The sequence below is a fragment of the Rhodococcus sp. ARP2 genome (genome assembly GCF_001029585.1).
In the GTDB taxonomy this organism is placed as follows: domain Bacteria; phylum Actinomycetota; class Actinomycetes; order Mycobacteriales; family Mycobacteriaceae; genus Rhodococcus_F; species Rhodococcus_F erythropolis.
Map to the genome: position 1 here is coordinate 213,179 of NZ_LEKE01000024.1, position 14,935 is coordinate 228,113.

Genomic DNA, 14,935 nt, shown 5'->3' on the forward strand with positions numbered 1-14,935 from the left:
ACGTGTGTCCGAGTTCACAACTCTAGAACACGTGCCAGATCGACGAAGTCAGGACTCCTTGGTGAGCCGGATTTCGGTGTCAGCAGCTGATTCTTCGATCTCGGAAACCGAGTCGTCGTCGTACTCGTCGGTTTCGGCCGTCTCGACAACGCGCTCACGGATGACCAGACGCGACCAGGTGGTGATGACACCGTCGGCGATCTCGAGGTCCACGGTGTCGTCGTCCAGAGAAGCAATCGTGGCATAGAGCCCGGCCGTGGTCTGCACTCGATCGCCGACCTGCAGCGAGTCCTGCATCTCGGAAGTGGCAGCCAAAGCCTTCTTCTGCTTGCGCATGCCCAGGAACATGGGCACCAGCAGTGCGAGGATCAAGAGTGGGAAAAGCAAACTCGACATGTGTTGATCAACCTCGGTTGTGTTGCACGTTTTACGCCGCGATGGTCCCGGATGGACCTACGCAATACACCAGTGTGCCATTAGTTGCTGAGGATTCCTGACAGATCGGCCGTTCAAGTAGGCCTTTCCAGTCGAAATTCACTCTCCGTTCGGATCGAACAACGTGGCCTGCGGTTCGTTGACACGAACCTCGATACCGCCCGCTGCGGCATCCGGCGGCGGTGTCATTCCGAGTTGAGTCCAGGCAGCGGCGGTAGCCACGCGTCCTCGCGGCGTCCGGGCGATCATCCCGGCCCGAACCAGGAACGGCTCGCACACTTCTTCCACCGTCGACGGTTCCTCGCCGACGGCCACCGCAAGCGTCGACACGCCGACGGGCCCGCCGCCGAACGACCGCACCAATGCACTCAGTACGGATCGGTCGAGACGGTCCAAGCCCAACTGGTCCACGTCGTAGACAGCCAAGGCCGCCTGAGCGACGTCCATGGTGACGATTCCGTCGGCGCGCACCTCGGCGAAGTCGCGAACCCGGCGCAGCAATCGGTTCGCGATACGCGGTGTCCCCCGCGAGCGTCGTGCGATTTCGGCCCCGGCGTCAACTTCGAGATTGACTCCCAAAATTCCGGCCGAACGCATCAGAATCTGTTGCAGCTCTTCGGGTTCGTAGAAATCCATGTGAGCGGTGAACCCGAAGCGGTCGCGCAACGGACCGGTCAGCGCACCTGACCGTGTAGTCGCACCGACCAGCGTGAACGGTGCAACCTCCAGAGGAATCGACGTGGCACCCGGCCCCTTACCGACGACGACGTCGACACGGAAGTCTTCCATCGCCAGGTACAACATCTCCTCGGCCGGACGAGCGATTCGGTGAATCTCGTCGATGAACAACACGTCACCCTCGACGAGATTGCTCAGCATCGCGGCCAGGTCTCCGGCGCGTTCGAGCGCCGGTCCGGACGTCAACCGCAGAGAAGAGCCCAACTCCCCCGCGATGATCATCGCCATCGACGTCTTGCCGAGTCCGGGGGGACCGGACATCAGGATGTGATCAGGTGTGCTGCCGCGAAGTTTTGCTCCGGTGAGCACGAGCTGCAGTTGTTCGCGAACACGGGGTTGCCCGATGAAGTCGTCGAGACTCTTGGGGCGCAAACTCGCTTCGACATCGCCGTCTCCCGCCACCAATTCGGCAGAGACCTGCGACTCGTCGTCGAAATCGTCGATCGGGTCGAAGTTCATCGAGTCTTACCGAGCAGCGACAGAGCAGAACGCAGTGCTACCGACGTAGTGGCCTCGGGCGATTCCGCCAGGACCGAATCCGTGGCCTGCTCGGCCTGCTTGATCGGGAAGCCCAGACCTTCGAGAGCCTCGACGATCTGATCACGGATCGAACTGCCGACGACGACACCGGACGCCGCGCCGGCCGTCGTCGCGACGGCGTCGACCTTGTCGCGCAGTTCGACGACCATGCGCTCGGCGCCGCGTTTCCCGATACCGGGGACCCTCGTCAACGCCGTCAGGTTGCCTTCCGAGAGTGCCCGCCGCAATGCGTCCGGTTCGAGCACTGCAAGAGTTGCCATCGCCAGGCGCGGTCCGACTCCGGAAACCGTCTGCAAGAGGCTGAACAGGTCCTTCGACTCGGTATCGGAAAAACCGTAGAGCGTCATCGAGTCTTCGCGAACGATCATCGTCGTGAACAGTCGCGCTTCGCTTCCCCGATGCAGTGCACCGAGAGTCACCGGGGTGGCATTGACCCGATAGCCGACACCTGACGCTTCGATGACCGCATGGTCGAGTGCAATATCGAGTACCTCGCCGCGTACCGACGCGATCATCGTGAACCTGCCTTCTTCATCTCGGCCAATTTTGCCTGATACTTACGCATTTGTTCAGCGGCCATCGCCTCGGCGCGGGCCATTCGCTCGATCATCGGTGCTCGCCAGCAGTGACAGATCGCGAGCGCCAGAGCGTCAGCGGCGTCAGCCGGTTTCGGCGCCGTCTTCAAGTTCAGGATTCGCGTCACCATCGCGGTGACCTGCGCCTTGTCGGCGTTACCGCTGCCGGTAACGGCGGCCTTCACCTCGCTGGGCGTGTGGAAACACACCGGGATGCCGCGTCTGGCGGCAGCGAGCGCGACAACTCCGCCTGCTTGCGCCGTGCCCATCGCGGTACTGACGTTGTGCTGCGCGAATACACGCTCGATCGCGACGACCTCCGGCTTGTACTGCTCGATCCACAGTTCCGCCGCATCGGAGATCCGCAGTAGCCGAGACCCGAGGTCCATCTCGGGCGGGGTCCGCACCACGTCGACGGCAATGGGGCGCACTTTCCTGCCGTTGCTCCCGTCGACCACACCCAACCCGCAGCGAGTCAAGCCTGGGTCCACTCCGAGCACGCGCACTTTGTCACACCTCTCCATACCGAACAGCTGTTCGATAGCTTAGCGGTGCGCGGGCGTACTGCCCCGCATCAACACGCAACCCGGCCGAGACGCGGACGTCAGGGCCGGGTTGAGTTGAAAAGCAATCAGTCTTCGAGAGCCGCGAGAACTTCGTCGGACAGATCGATGTTGGTGTAGACGTTCTGCACGTCGTCAGAGTCTTCGAGCGCGTCGACGAGCTTGAAGATCTTGCGTGCGCCGTCGACATCCAAGGGAACCTCGACGGAAGCGCGGAAATCGGCTTCAGCGGAGTCGTAGTCGATGCCGGCTTCCTGAAGTGCCGAACGGACGGCAACCAGATCCTGTGGCTCACTGACGATTTCGAAGGTTTCACCGAGATCGGTGACCTCCTCGGCACCGGCGTCGAGCACAGCCATCAGGACGTCGTCCTCCGACTGGCCGTTCTTCTCGAGCGTGACGACACCCTTGCGAGCAAACAGGTAGGAGACAGAACCCGGGTCAGCGAGGTTGCCACCGTTACGGGTCATCGCGGTGCGAACTTCACCGGCTGCACGGTTGCGGTTGTCGGTGAGGCACTCGATCAGAACGGCGACGCCGTTGGGTCCGTAGCCCTCGTACATGATGGTCTGCCAGTCTGCGCCGCCCGCTTCTTCACCGGCGCCGCGCTTGCGCGCACGCTCGATGTTGTCATTGGGAACAGACGTCTTCTTCGCCTTCTGGATGGCGTCGTACAAGGTGGGGTTGCCCGTGGGATCGCCACCGCCGGTTCGTGCCGCCACCTCGATGTTCTTGATCAGCTTCGCGAAGGATTTGCCACGACGTGCGTCGATCACAGCCTTCTTGTGCTTGGTGGTGGCCCATTTTGAGTGGCCGCTCATGCGATTCAAGCCCCTTTCCTGCTGCGTTGCGCACGCCGAATGCGCGTCTTTCAGCTCTGCCGATGTTACCCGTCCCACGTCACAACTCGCTGCATCCCCCGACACGAATTAGTCAAACCGCGCATTGTTTGCATAGAATGCAAACATGTTGGTCCGAATAGATCACGCCTCCACAACTCCACTCGCGGAGCAGATCGCAGCCGGGGTTCGTGGCTCGGTCATCCGCGGTGAGATCGGTCCAGGTGACCGCCTGCCGTCCGCTCGCGCTCTCGCCGAGTCGATCGACGTCAATCTCCACACGGTTCTTCGTGCGTACGCAACACTCCGCGACGAAGGCCTGATCGACCTCCGACGCGGACGTGGCGCCGTCATTCGCGCCGAATTCGACTCGGGAATAACAGCTCTCAACGAATCTGCGCGCGAGTTCGTACGGCAGGCCCGCAATCTCGGACTCGACACTGCGCACATGCTCGACCTCATCAAGGAGACCAGCACACAATGACGACCAGCAAGATCCGACTCTGGACAGCAGCTTCGCTGACTCTGATCCCGACCCTGATTCTGGTTCTCGCACGCTTCGCGTGGGGTGACCGCCTTCCCGAAACCGTCGCGAGCCATTGGTCCGGATCGACCCCGGACGGGTTCAGCACCACGACGACGTTTTTCGCCATCGCGCTGGTGATTTCACTGGTAGCAGTCGTTTGCGCGTGTGTCGTCGCGGCCCGTTCGAGCGACAACGCGCCCTTGTTTCTCGCCGTAACCTCGATCTCGAGTGCGACACTGGCGACGATCTGGATTCTGAGCGTCGCCCTGACGATCGACGCCGGATCGCCGGAAGACGCGCGTATCGGCTGGTGGATTCTTGCGCCGATCGCGGCGGTACTCGTAGGGGTTCTGGCATACGCGCTGCCTGACCAGCAACGAAGCGGCCCGGAGTCGCCACTGCCGACCCCGACGCTCGACACTCCGCTGACGGCCTCCGAACGTGCAGTGTGGGTCGGGCAGGTCCGCAGCGTCTGGCCGTGGATCGTTACCGCCGGCCTCGTAGTTCTCGTGATCGCGACTGCCGCGTACTCGGATTGGTGGGTTGCCGTGATCCTGGGTGTGTCCACCCTCGCCGTCACAGCATTCGCGTCGGTCACCGTGCGCGTCGACCGTCATGGTGTCGGCATCAGTTCCTGGGGCGTTCGATGGAAGAAGATCCCCATCTCGAAGGTGAAGTCCGCATCAGTCGACGCGATACGTCCGGCCGAATGGGGTGGATGGGGTTACCGAATGACACCGCGCGGAACAGCCGTCACTCTCCGCTCGGGTGAGGCCATCGTGGTCACTCTCGAGAACGGACGACTGTTCGCCGTAACCGTCGATCACCCGGAAGACGGTGTGAAGCTGATCAATTCGTTGGTTCAGGCTGGTTGATTCACGAACAACGTCAATTTACGAACAACGTCAATTCACGAACAACACGGCAGCGGCATTGCCGGCGAGGTAGAAGCCGGCAATGCCGAACACCCAACCCATCGCGCTGTCGCCGTGGCGTGAGATGAACGAGTCCACCCCGCTCAGCGGCTTGTCCAGTCGGTCGCCGGCCACGATCCGCCCGCATAACAGAAGCACTGCCGGAGTGGCCATGATCAGGCAGTATCCGGCAAGTACCGACGCAGACGTGACTGCGGACAGCCCAGCAGCGGTGATCATCGCGATCGCCGCCAAGTAGGGCAGCATCGTCACCAATTCGGCGGTCCCGGCAGCAATTGCCAGAAGTACAACACTTCTCGCGGAACTGGCCGAGCCGAGCACCCGCTCTCGCCAAACATGGGTTCGATCGGCTTGACCGGATGTGCGCCTCTTCTCGGAATCGAATCGAAAGCTCCACGCGAACAACGCGATACCGAGTATCAACTGCGCACCGCGGGCGGCGGGGGTTTCGAGCAGCGGGGCGACGACAGGCATACCTGCCCGTGCCGTCGTCCAGACTGCCACCCCGACAACAAAATAGAACGTCGTGATGACCACCAGATACGTCAGCAGCCTGCGAACCTGCGGTCGTCCCGGCATCAACAACATCCAGACCGGGACGACCAATGTTCCGATGCTCGTACTGTCCAGCAGGGCGAGCCCGCCCAGCGTGGTGAGCAGGACGAGTTCCACGTCAGTCGTTTCGGCGCTCGGGTATCGCTGTCTCCCTCGTTCGGACTGCATTCACGATGTCGAAGGCACCGATGATCGCGAGGATCACGCCGAGTGGTCCGCCGCGAAACCAGAAGAACTCGGCGTCACGCGCGAACAGCCACAGACAGCCGCCACCGACGACCAAGAGAATGCCGATCATCAACTCGAAGCGAATTTTCATACGTCGAGCCTGTCTTCTCTATCGAATCCGCACATCAGCCATCGGAACAACGCCGACCTCATCATTTGGTATGACAAGTCAGGCGCCCCGATGTGCTCTGATAAGTCTGTGGTGACCAGAAGTCGGAGTGTCGGCAAGTGGAACGATCCGCTCATCGCCTTCGGCCTGTTCGCGATCGGGGTACTCCTCTACCTGGTCGGCCTGTACCAAATGTGGACCGATGTCGGAGGTGTCGCCGACGTTCCCGCCGGGGTTCGGATCGGGATGCTGGCTCTGCTGTGTGCGATCGACTCGTTCCGACGGGTGCGTCCGGCAACGGCCTTGGCAGCGGGGGCCGTCATCGTCGCGGTCGACGCCGCCCTGGGACCCACTCTGCCGATGTGGCTGGTCCTCTCGGATCTCACCTACGCCGCAGTTCTGTACGGGACGGCGCGGCTGGGCCGAGTGGTGTGTTCTCTGACCGCGGTGACGGTTGCCGCGCTCACCGCACTCGTCTACCTGTCCACCCAGGACGTCCGCGCTGCGGCTGGGGCAGGCGTGGTGACGGCACTGTTCTTCGGTACGCCGGTGTGGTGGGCACTGGTCATCCGTCGACAAGTCGAACTGACCGAGGCCGAACGCGAGCGTTCCAGAGTCCACGAAGCACTCGCCGCTCTAGACCGCGAGGCCGCAGTCGCTCACGAACGAGCAACCATGGCGCGCGATCTGCACGACGTCATCGCAAGCCACCTCTCCGCCATCGCAATCCATTCGGAGGCGGCACTGTCCACCACAGCTCTCTCCGGTGAACGGGGCGAACCAGACGACGGCTTGCGGGAGATGATCGGGGCGATCAGATCGAGCAGTCTCGCGGGCCTTTCCGAGATGCGGTCGATGATCGAACTGCTCCACGCCGGGGACGACGAGACCCCGGACCCGCGTTCCTCTCCCCCGCGGCTGACCGAGTTGCCCGTCGTCCTGGACGCAGTTCGGGCAGCCGGCGGCACTGTGCACGTTGCGATCGACGTCGATGCTGCCGCCTTGCCGAGCGTGGTCGATCACACGGCGTATCGGATCACCCAGGAAGCCTTGACCAACGCACTCAAACATGCGCCCGGTGCGCCGATCTCGATGTCGATCTCTCTCCAGCACAATGCATTACAGATCGAGATCCGAAACCCCGTCGGTCCCGACACATCCCATCCGCGAGCAGGAACGCGCGGACTTGCAAACATGCGTCACCGCGCCGAGCTGCTGGGCGGTTCACTCGACGCACTTCCGGTCGACGGAGAATGGACGGTATGCGCACAGCTACCGGTCCCCGCACCGAACGGAACGGATCGGTGATCACCGTCGCCCTGGTCGACGACCACGCCGCGATCCGCTCCGGCCTGGCGATGATCCTGCGGCAGCACGACGACATCGATGTCGTTGCAGAAGCCGGTGACGGAGCGTCGGCGATCACCGTCACCCGCACGCATCAACCCGACGTCGTACTCATGGACGTCCGGATGCCAGGCACCGACGGCATCGAGGCGACGCGTCAGATCATCGGGACGACCCGCAGCCGGGTTCTGGTGTTGACCACCTTCGACCTCGACGAATACGTCTTCGCGGCCTTGCGCGCCGGCGCGTCGGGATTTCTGCTCAAGACTGCGACCGCGGACGAGCTGACCAGCGCTATCCGCAACGTCGCGGCTGGAGATGCAGTGCTCGCTCCTCGCGCGGCGCGTGCACTGATCGGCGAGTTCGTTCAGCGTGCACCCAAACCCACCGAACCGCTGGGATTGAGCGAGCTCACCGATCGTGAACGCGAGGTGCTCGCGCTGCTTGGGACGGGTATGTCCAATGCCGAACTGTCGCGTGAACTCGGTGTCGGTGCTCCGACGGTGAAGTCTCATGTGTCACGAGTTCTGTCGAAGTTGCACCTCACCTCACGCGTCCAGGCGGCGATCCTTGCCCGCGAACTGGAGCTGTAGGTTCGGCCGAGGCTGACTACTCGAGTTATCCGCGAACCAGATCGACGAACATCTCGTGCACTCGACGGTCCCCGGTGACCTCGGGATGGAAAGAAGTGGCGATCACCGAGCCCTGCCGAACCGCGACGATCCGGCCCGCGGCCTCCCCCGCGGCGGCGGGAACCTGTGCAAGGACCTCCACGCCCGGTCCAACTCGCTCCACCCACGGCGCGCGGATGAAGACGGCGCGGATGGGATCTCCGATGATGCCCTCGAACTCCAGGTCGGACTCGAAAGAATCGACCTGTCTGCCGAAAGCGTTGCGGCGCACCGTCATGTCGATGGCGCCGAGATGTTCGGCGTCCGGCCGGGTGTCGAGTACCTCGCTCGCCAGCAGAATCATGCCGGCACACGAACCGTAGGCCGGCAGCCCGCCGCGAAGACGCTCACGCAGCGGATCCAACAGTTCGAACACCTGCAGAAGCCGGCTCATGGTGGTGGATTCGCCACCCGGAATCACGATTCCGTCTACCTTGTCCATCTCCTCCGGCCGTCGGACACCCACGGCATCCGCACCCGAATCATCAAGTGCAGCAAGGTGCTCGCGAACATCACCCTGGAGGGCGAGTACACCGATCAGCGGACGCGTCATCACACAGTTCCTGTCTTGTTCTCACGGCTGTCGGGTTCGCGTTCCAGACGCGTCAAACCCTCCTGAACCACCGCTGCCACCATGTTGCCATCGCGATCGTAGATACGCCCCTGAGTGAGCGCGCGACCGAAACCTGCCGACGGCGATGTCTGGTCGTAGAGCAACCACTCGTCGGCCCGGAACGGACGCAGGAACCACATCGCGTGATCGAGCGAAGCAGTCTGCGTCTTCACGCCCCGGTGCGGGACTTTCGAAGTTCCGAGCAGGGTCATGTCACTGAGGTACGCAAGCGTGCAGATGTGCAGCAGCGGACGATCCGGCAGAGGCTCGCGGTAGCGCATCCACACGCGCTGTTGTGCGGCGAGATCCGGCGCTGACGCACTCTGCTCGGCCGGCACAATTCTGATGTCCCAGTTCTTCCACTCTTGGTAGAACTGCGATTCCGCCAACTTGGGAACGGTCTGCGCGTCCTGCAAGTCCTCCGGCGCCGGAACGGAAGGCATCCGATCCTGATGCTCGATACCTTCGTCCTCGACGTGGAACGAGGCCGACATCGTGAAGATCGTCTTGCCGTCCTGGACTGCGTTCACCCGGCGGGTGCAGAACGAGCGCCCGTCGCGGATGCGGTCCACCAGGTAGACCGTCGGAATCTTCGGGTTGCCCGGGCGCAGGAAGTATCCGTGCAACGAGTGCACGTGGTAGCTCTCGTCGACGGTACTCACGGCAGAAACCAGAGACTGCCCGGCAACCTGCCCGCCGAACGTCCGTTGAAGTGCGGTGGGATGGACCGCACCACGGAAGATGTCCTTCTCCAGGTGTTCGAGCGCGAGGATCTCCTCGATACCAACCATGAGTCCTCCGGAAATAGACCGCCGCAGTGGGCGCGATGACGGTTCACAATATCGCCTCGGCGAGCGGGCACGGCACCATGGTGGGCGTGAGCACATTCATCCCGTCCACTCCCCTCGCCCTGGCCGAGCAGATCGCAACGCTGAGCGGATCATTTCCGTCGGTGGCAGTAGTAGCGATCGACGGACCTGATTGTGCGCAGCCGTCTCGGCTCGCGGAACTGGTCCGGGCCGCCGTCGAGTCGCACAGCAAGCCGAGTGCTGTTGTGTCACTGCACGACTACGTGCGGCCGGCTTCGCTGCGATACGAGTTCGGTCACGAGGATGCGCTGAGTTACCGCACCATCTGGTTCGACTATCCGGCACTCGATCGTGAAGTGATCACCGCTGCCCGCACCAAACGAGCGTTCTTGCCGAAACTCTGGGACGAACCCACCGATCGATCGGCTCGCTCGACCCGCGTCCCCGTCCATGAGCGCGCGGTCATCGTGATCGCCGGTCCGATGTTGCTCGGGCGTGGGCTGGAGTTCGACGTCAGCGTCCGCCTGGACATGAGCGAACCTGCCATGCGACGGCACACTCCGGAGGCGGATCTGTGGACCGTCGACGCACTCCTCGAACACCGCTCAGAGGTGTCCGAGGAGGTCGATTTCGAGGTCAGGTACGACCATCCGGCCCGGCCTGCGGTGCGGTCTCGCCCGTGAAGGTCTCACTGCGATTGATCTCACTTCAGGCGACCTCAATCGGCCTACCTCACTTCGGGCGATACAGCCTGGTCAGGCCTTCCTGGACGACTGCAGCAACCATGTTTCCTCGGCTGTCGAAGATTCGTCCCTGCGTCAATGCGCGACCGAAGCCCGCTGACGGCGACGTCTGGTCGTACAACAGCCACTCGTCGGCCCGGAACGGCCGCAGGAACCACATGGCGTGATCGAGCGAGGCGCTTTGCATGGCGACGTCCATGTGAGGGCCTCGGGAAGATCCGAGCAGCGTCATGTCGCTCATGTACGCAAGCGTGCACACGTGAAATACCGGGTCGTCCGGGAGAGCCTCGCGGGAACGGAACCATACTTGCTGCTGTGCGGCAGCGCCTGGACGTTTGTTGATGTCGGCCTTCGGCACCATCCGGAGGTCCCAATCGGACCACTCGCGAGCCAACCACGCAGTCTCGGGATCTTCCGAATCCTGGGCGATGGCCAAGGTCTCGGGGTCAGGGACCGGTGGCATCTCGTCCTGGTGCTCGATGCCTTCGTCTTGGACGTGGAAGGATGCCGACATCGTGAAAATGGCTTGCCCGTCTTGAATTCCGGTGACCAAGCGGGTCGCGAACGATCGACCGTCCCGAACACGATCGACCAGAAAAACGGTCGGCTCCATCGGATTGCCCGGACGCAGGAAGTATCCGTGCAACGAATGAACTGAATAGGCCGGATCGACCGTGCGTACCGCCGACACCAATGCCTGGCCGGCGACCTGGCCGCCGAAAGTGCGGGTCAGGGTGGTCTCCGCGATGATTCCTCGAAAGATGTCACGCTCGAGGCGTTCCAACTCCAGAATTTCTTCGATCCTCGCCATCGATGCTCCACATCTTCCCGTGTACCGACGTCTACCGACCTTCACACAATGCCTGACGCACCCCCGGCCACCAAAGTGGGCATCCGAAAACACTGAGCGACGGGGCGCATCGACTCAGAATGGCGGTGGATCGTCTCCGCCGTCGAAGGTCCTCCTCTGTGCCTTCTTCATCCGCCGGTGCATCCGTATCCGCTGACGCCGGCGTTCACCCCGCACACGAGAGGCCTTGTTCTCCAGACGTGTGCGCCGACGCCGACCACCCTCGGGCAGTACAGGCTCGAGCATTCCCGCCAGCAGACCTGACGGCCTGGTTCGGTAGCAATGTCCGGTCGGCGAGGTCAGCATGACACTCCGGTCCGGGTTCGAGGTGTGCAACCACTGACCGGAATGCTTGAGGCGGTGATGGTTTCGACAATACGCACTCATATTCGACGCCACGGTCTTTCCGCCACGAGTGGGATCGCGATGATCAAAGGGCTCAGTGTGATCAAGATCTGAATTCCATGCAGCGACATCGCAGTGCAACCACTGGCAGCTTCCTGCGATCACCCGCACCCAGGTGTCGAGGACAGCGCCGGGGCGGTAGACCGACGCCGAAGGAACAACGGGCGGAGGTACTGGCTCGCACTCACCGGAAGACTCGAGCGCGGCATCGACTGGTACTTTCACCTTCCGAATCAGCGCACCCGCGGCGATGTCACGCGCATGCTCTGCACTGATCACTCCATAACCGTCAAGGTGAGCGGGTTCGTCTGCACCTGGTGCGTCACCGCCCTGAAGCGTTGATTCCAGCATGACCACGTGAACCAACGGCCGACGCACCACGACAATCCCGCTTCGATCTTGTGGGCAATCGTCCCGGCCGCAATCGCACGGCAGAATCGTCGACCCGGATACCAACGCTCCTAATGCGTCAGCTCGTCGTTGCTCGTACTTACGGGAATCGTGTCGACACACCGACATTGCCAACTCCCGCAACCGACGGTCGAAAGCCCGTGCTTCCTCCGCCGGAATACTCCCCAATATCCGCGCCATTCCGTCCTCGGCAGCGCTCACACCCACGAACCGATCAGCCAGGGCGCGGCGTCGACGTTCGCGTATCCCCTCGGGATCCACCACGGCGACGATCCGGTCGATAGCCGCTGTCAATCGGCGACCGGTCAAGCCGGTACCGCCAGGCATCGGTGGCGCCGAGATCTTTTCGAGGAGTTGCCGTTCCACCTCGTCGATCAAATCGTCGGCTACGTTGGCCGTAGCGGAGTCGATCAATCCGACTCGATACAGTTCTCCGCGCGCCATGGCGGCACGCGTGCGATGGAGGCGAGTCTTGAGAGAAAAGCCGAGACCGATCAACTTTCCCGCTGCGGCACGGCCCATGGTCAATGCCGCGCCGAGCTCGGCCTCAGCCAGTTCGTGAGCGGTAGACGACCAAGCACCGTTATCAGTGTGGTCAGCGCTGCGACGCTCGAAAAACTCGGCAATGGCAGCCAGTTTCCGTTCCACGAGCATCGATTCGCGCGCATGCAGATCGGCGATGAGATCGATGAGGGCGCAGTCGGATTCGGCACCAGGCAGCTGCGCTGCGGTACCCGAACTTCCTACTCCGTCATCGAACATTCCTCAACATTATTCGAATATACGTTCGATAGCCATGATTTCCAGGAATCAGTCCGAACAATCCCGATTGACCGAAAATTGTTGCGGAGCAACCTTTGCGGCCACTCGTGTTCCGGCAACGGATTCCCCTACTGAACCAGGGCGTTGATAATGCGGGCAGCTTCGGCCGGGTAGATAGGGCGGTCGGACCCACCACTCAATACCCAGTGGACTGGACTACCTTCGTCGAGGACTCGGAGTTGCACGTCGAGCGGAAACGCATCGATGTCAGCTGAGTCGACTGCAAAGACATGGACAATCTCATGCCCAGGTCGCCCCTCGAACTCGAAGATGTTCTCGACGACCTCGAGCAACTCGACGCTTCCCAACCTGACACCGAGTTCCTCCGCGAACTCGCGTCGCAGCGCTGCCTCGGCCGTCTCACCGAACTCGATACCGCCACCGATCAATCGATGAAAGTTCTCCCCCGTGACAGAGTCCGTGCCGTCGAGCATGAGTACATGACCGGAACGGACAGGTATCCCCAGTGAGATGTTACGAATTGACGACATACGACACAGTTTAGGTGGCCAACTCGAACACCATTTGAATCCGACGACGGCGAATATCACCAAAAGTGATGGGGTGGGCGCAAATACGACTTGGACTTGCCGAGACTCCCGATGACAGACTCGAACACCATTCCCGGACAAAAGAACCCATTGAGGAACCGATGAACGACGCAAGTACCTGGACCGCACGACTCGCCGCACTCGACCTGACCCTCCCGCCTGTTGCCACCCCCGCAGGCTCATACCTTCCCGCCGTTCAGACGGGGTCATACGTCTACACGTCGGGGCAATTGCCGCTCGTCGAGGGCACTACGACGTGCATCGGCAAGTTGGGCGAGGGCGTCTCCGTCGAAGACGCCGCCCAGGCGGCGCGGTTGTGCACTCTCAACGGACTCGCGGCCGTTGATGCCTTGGTCGGTCTCGACCGCATCGTTCGGGTCGTCAAGGTCGTTGGATTTGTTGCTTCGGGATCCGGATTCTCGCAGCAACCCCAGGTGATCAACGGTGCGTCCGACCTGCTGGCCGAGATCTTCGGTACCGCTGGACAGCACGCCCGCTCTGCGATCGGCGTGGCCGAACTCCCCCGAAACAGTGCCGTCGAGGTCGAGTTCGTGTTCGAGGTATCGGACAGCATCTGACGGTCCGCCACACCCCGAAGGGGCGACGGTTGCCAATGCAACCGCCGCCCCTTCTTGTGTAAAGACTTTCAGGCACTGAGCCCGGTCGTCGGACCTGCTGTCACCAACCGCGCTCTGCGAGGCGGTGTCCGACGGGCAGGTCGTCGACGTTGATGCCGACCATTGCCTCGCCGAGTCCGCGCGAGACCTTGGCGAGCACGTCCGGGTCGTCGTAGAACGTGGTGGCCTTGACGATGGCCTCAGCGCGCTGCTTCGGGTTGCCGGACTTGAAGATACCTGATCCGACGAAGACGCCCTCGGCGCCGAGCTGCATCATCATCGCAGCGTCTGCCGGGGTGGCGATGCCGCCGGCGGTGAACATGGTGACAGGCAGCTTGCCGGCCTTGGCGACCTCGACGACCAGTTCGTACGGGGCCTGCAGTTCCTTGGCGGCTACGTACAGTTCGTCCTCGCTCAGCGAGGTCAACCGGCGGATCTCGCCGCGGATGGTGCGCATGTGTGTGGTGGCGTTGGAGACGTCTCCGGTGCCGGCTTCACCCTTCGAGCGGATCATGGCCGCGCCTTCGTTGATGCGACGGAGCGCTTCACCGAGGTTGGTGGCGCCACACACGAAGGGAGCGGTGAACTTCCACTTGTCGATGTGGTTGGCGTAGTCGGCCGGGGTCAGGACCTCGGACTCGTCGATGTAGTCGACGCCGAGGCTCTGCAGGATCTGCGCTTCGACGAAGTGACCGATGCGTGCCTTCGCCATGACGGGGATGCTGACGGTGGAGATGATGCTGTCGATCATGTCCGGGTCACTCATGCGCGAGACGCCGCCCTGTGCGCGAATGTCTGCGGGGACCCGCTCGAGTGCCATGACGGCGACGGCGCCTGCGTCTTCGGCGATCTTGGCCTGCTCAGCGGTGACCACGTCCATGATCACACCGCCCTTGAGCATTTCAGCCATGCCGCGCTTGACGCGGGCGGTGCCGATGGCGGTGGTGGGGGCAGAGTCGGGGGTGCTCACAGCAAACTCCTGCAGTAGTGGCGTGACGAAAGAAACAAGGCACGGCGAACACACGGGTTCATTCGCTCGGAGGCCTCTGGCCA

The 14,935-nt window shown here is 62.5% G+C and carries 19 protein-coding genes; 6 read left to right on the top strand and 13 right to left on the bottom strand.

Features of this window, described 5'->3' with window-relative positions:
• Positions 1-48 precede the first annotated feature (48 nt).
• The 5 genes from yajC to ABX74_RS05395 all read right to left on the bottom strand — a co-directional run bounded on the left by yajC (position 49) and on the right by ABX74_RS05395 (position 3,672).
• The gene (yajC, locus tag ABX74_RS05375; protein ID WP_047888383.1) at positions 49-396 is read right to left on the bottom strand and encodes a preprotein translocase subunit YajC; all 348 of its coding nucleotides are present in this window, start codon (positions 394-396) and stop codon (positions 49-51) included.
• Between the two features lie 138 nt (positions 397-534).
• The gene (gene ruvB / locus ABX74_RS05380) at positions 535-1,632 is read right to left on the bottom strand and encodes a Holliday junction branch migration DNA helicase RuvB (protein ID WP_019748300.1); all 1,098 of its coding nucleotides are present in this window, start codon (positions 1,630-1,632) and stop codon (positions 535-537) included.
• Positions 1,629-2,228 carry a Holliday junction branch migration protein RuvA gene (ruvA, locus tag ABX74_RS05385; protein WP_007732953.1) on the bottom strand — a complete coding sequence of 200 codons (600 nt, stop codon included), beginning with the start codon at positions 2,226-2,228 and terminating at the stop codon, positions 1,629-1,631. Before ruvA ends, ruvB begins: the two co-directional genes overlap by 4 nt.
• Positions 2,225-2,794, bottom strand: a complete 570-nt coding sequence (gene ruvC / locus ABX74_RS05390) for a crossover junction endodeoxyribonuclease RuvC (RefSeq protein WP_020907638.1) — start codon at positions 2,792-2,794, stop codon at positions 2,225-2,227. The genes ruvA and ruvC overlap by 4 nt, the downstream gene beginning before the upstream one ends.
• Before the next feature lie 125 nt (positions 2,795-2,919).
• On the bottom strand, positions 2,920-3,672 hold the full coding sequence (locus ABX74_RS05395; RefSeq protein WP_007732951.1) for a YebC/PmpR family DNA-binding transcriptional regulator: 753 nt from the start codon (positions 3,670-3,672) through the stop codon (positions 2,920-2,922).
• 145 nt (positions 3,673-3,817) lie between these two features.
• On the opposite strand from ABX74_RS05395, the gene ABX74_RS05400 reads away from it, so the two are divergent.
• Both ABX74_RS05400 and ABX74_RS05405 read left to right on the top strand, forming a co-directional pair.
• The gene (locus ABX74_RS05400; protein WP_047888384.1) at positions 3,818-4,174 is read left to right on the top strand and encodes a GntR family transcriptional regulator; all 357 of its coding nucleotides are present in this window, start codon (positions 3,818-3,820) and stop codon (positions 4,172-4,174) included.
• The gene (locus ABX74_RS05405; protein WP_019748298.1) at positions 4,171-5,091 is read left to right on the top strand and encodes a hypothetical protein; all 921 of its coding nucleotides are present in this window, start codon (positions 4,171-4,173) and stop codon (positions 5,089-5,091) included. Before ABX74_RS05400 ends, ABX74_RS05405 begins: the two co-directional genes overlap by 4 nt.
• Positions 5,092-5,121: 30 nt before the next feature.
• On the opposite strand, the gene ABX74_RS05410 is transcribed toward ABX74_RS05405, so the two are convergent.
• Positions 5,122-5,823, bottom strand: coding sequence for a GAP family protein (locus ABX74_RS05410; protein WP_047888385.1), 702 nt, complete (start codon positions 5,821-5,823; stop codon positions 5,122-5,124).
• A gap of 1 nt (position 5,824) precedes the next feature.
• The gene (locus tag ABX74_RS05415; RefSeq protein ID WP_003943331.1) at positions 5,825-6,025 is read right to left on the bottom strand and encodes a hypothetical protein; all 201 of its coding nucleotides are present in this window, start codon (positions 6,023-6,025) and stop codon (positions 5,825-5,827) included.
• A gap of 108 nt (positions 6,026-6,133) precedes the next feature.
• Here ABX74_RS05415 and ABX74_RS05420 point away from each other — a divergent pair, with 108 nt between their 5' ends.
• Together ABX74_RS05420 and ABX74_RS05425 are read left to right on the top strand one after the other, a co-directional pair.
• Positions 6,134-7,351: a sensor histidine kinase gene (locus tag ABX74_RS05420; protein WP_019748296.1), complete on the top strand. Its 1,218-nt coding sequence runs from the start codon at positions 6,134-6,136 to the stop codon at positions 7,349-7,351.
• Positions 7,306-7,983 carry a response regulator gene (locus ABX74_RS05425; protein ID WP_046378508.1) on the top strand — a complete coding sequence of 226 codons (678 nt, stop codon included), beginning with the start codon at positions 7,306-7,308 and terminating at the stop codon, positions 7,981-7,983. The genes ABX74_RS05420 and ABX74_RS05425 overlap by 46 nt, the downstream gene beginning before the upstream one ends.
• Before the next feature lie 25 nt (positions 7,984-8,008).
• Here ABX74_RS05425 and pdxT read toward each other — a convergent pair whose 3' ends face one another.
• Positions 8,009-8,614: a pyridoxal 5'-phosphate synthase glutaminase subunit PdxT gene (gene pdxT / locus ABX74_RS05430; protein WP_047888386.1), complete on the bottom strand. Its 606-nt coding sequence runs from the start codon at positions 8,612-8,614 to the stop codon at positions 8,009-8,011.
• Positions 8,614-9,465: an acyl-CoA thioesterase II gene (gene tesB / locus ABX74_RS05435; protein WP_019748293.1), complete on the bottom strand. Its 852-nt coding sequence runs from the start codon at positions 9,463-9,465 to the stop codon at positions 8,614-8,616. Before tesB ends, pdxT begins: the two co-directional genes overlap by 1 nt.
• A gap of 35 nt (positions 9,466-9,500) precedes the next feature.
• On the opposite strand from tesB, the gene ABX74_RS05440 reads away from it, so the two are divergent.
• Positions 9,501-10,166, top strand: a complete 666-nt coding sequence (locus tag ABX74_RS05440; protein WP_223257839.1) for a hypothetical protein — start codon at positions 9,501-9,503, stop codon at positions 10,164-10,166.
• Positions 10,167-10,215: 49 nt separating this feature from the next.
• Here ABX74_RS05440 and ABX74_RS05445 read toward each other — a convergent pair whose 3' ends face one another.
• The 3 genes from ABX74_RS05445 to ABX74_RS05455 all read right to left on the bottom strand — a co-directional run bounded on the left by ABX74_RS05445 (position 10,216) and on the right by ABX74_RS05455 (position 13,205).
• Complete coding sequence (locus ABX74_RS05445; RefSeq protein WP_019748291.1) at positions 10,216-11,037, bottom strand: acyl-CoA thioesterase; 822 nt, start codon at positions 11,035-11,037, stop codon at positions 10,216-10,218.
• 114 nt (positions 11,038-11,151) lie between these two features.
• Positions 11,152-12,654, bottom strand: coding sequence for an HNH endonuclease signature motif containing protein (locus tag ABX74_RS05450; RefSeq protein ID WP_047888387.1), 1,503 nt, complete (start codon positions 12,652-12,654; stop codon positions 11,152-11,154).
• A gap of 128 nt (positions 12,655-12,782) precedes the next feature.
• Positions 12,783-13,205 (bottom strand): NUDIX domain-containing protein, encoded by a 423-nt coding sequence (locus tag ABX74_RS05455; protein ID WP_021332940.1) that lies wholly within the window; start codon positions 13,203-13,205, stop codon positions 12,783-12,785.
• A 161-nt stretch (positions 13,206-13,366) separates the two neighbouring features.
• Between ABX74_RS05455 and ABX74_RS05460 the strand changes: the two genes are divergently transcribed.
• Positions 13,367-13,843, top strand: a complete 477-nt coding sequence (locus ABX74_RS05460) for a RidA family protein (RefSeq protein WP_046379901.1) — start codon at positions 13,367-13,369, stop codon at positions 13,841-13,843.
• Between the two features lie 100 nt (positions 13,844-13,943).
• Here ABX74_RS05460 and pdxS read toward each other — a convergent pair whose 3' ends face one another.
• Positions 13,944-14,852, bottom strand: coding sequence for a pyridoxal 5'-phosphate synthase lyase subunit PdxS (gene pdxS / locus ABX74_RS05465; protein ID WP_003943338.1), 909 nt, complete (start codon positions 14,850-14,852; stop codon positions 13,944-13,946).
• Positions 14,853-14,935 lie beyond the last annotated feature (83 nt).

Bases quoted from the DNA above. Each gene is read 5' to 3' on its own strand.
- tesB (WP_019748293.1), bottom strand. From the start codon at position 9,465: ATGGTTGGTATCGAGGAGATCCTCGCGCTCGAACACCTGGAGAAGGAC.
- ABX74_RS05405 (WP_019748298.1), top strand. From the start codon at position 4,171: ATGACGACCAGCAAGATCCGACTCTGGACAGCAGCTTCGCTGACTCTG.
- ABX74_RS05415 (WP_003943331.1), bottom strand. From the start codon at position 6,025: ATGAAAATTCGCTTCGAGTTGATGATCGGCATTCTCTTGGTCGTCGGT.
- ABX74_RS05445 (WP_019748291.1), bottom strand. From the start codon at position 11,037: ATGGCGAGGATCGAAGAAATTCTGGAGTTGGAACGCCTCGAGCGTGAC.
- ABX74_RS05440 (WP_223257839.1), top strand. From the start codon at position 9,501: ATGACGGTTCACAATATCGCCTCGGCGAGCGGGCACGGCACCATGGTG.
- ruvB (WP_019748300.1), bottom strand. From the start codon at position 1,632: ATGAACTTCGACCCGATCGACGATTTCGACGACGAGTCGCAGGTCTCT.
- ABX74_RS05425 (WP_046378508.1), top strand. From the start codon at position 7,306: ATGCGCACAGCTACCGGTCCCCGCACCGAACGGAACGGATCGGTGATC.
- pdxT (WP_047888386.1), bottom strand. From the start codon at position 8,614: ATGACGCGTCCGCTGATCGGTGTACTCGCCCTCCAGGGTGATGTTCGC.
- ABX74_RS05395 (WP_007732951.1), bottom strand. From the start codon at position 3,672: ATGAGCGGCCACTCAAAATGGGCCACCACCAAGCACAAGAAGGCTGTG.
- ruvA (WP_007732953.1), bottom strand. From the start codon at position 2,228: ATGATCGCGTCGGTACGCGGCGAGGTACTCGATATTGCACTCGACCAT.
- ABX74_RS05400 (WP_047888384.1), top strand. From the start codon at position 3,818: ATGTTGGTCCGAATAGATCACGCCTCCACAACTCCACTCGCGGAGCAG.
- yajC (WP_047888383.1), bottom strand. From the start codon at position 396: ATGTCGAGTTTGCTTTTCCCACTCTTGATCCTCGCACTGCTGGTGCCC.
- ABX74_RS05455 (WP_021332940.1), bottom strand. From the start codon at position 13,205: ATGTCGTCAATTCGTAACATCTCACTGGGGATACCTGTCCGTTCCGGT.
- ABX74_RS05450 (WP_047888387.1), bottom strand. From the start codon at position 12,654: ATGTTCGATGACGGAGTAGGAAGTTCGGGTACCGCAGCGCAGCTGCCT.
- ABX74_RS05460 (WP_046379901.1), top strand. From the start codon at position 13,367: ATGAACGACGCAAGTACCTGGACCGCACGACTCGCCGCACTCGACCTG.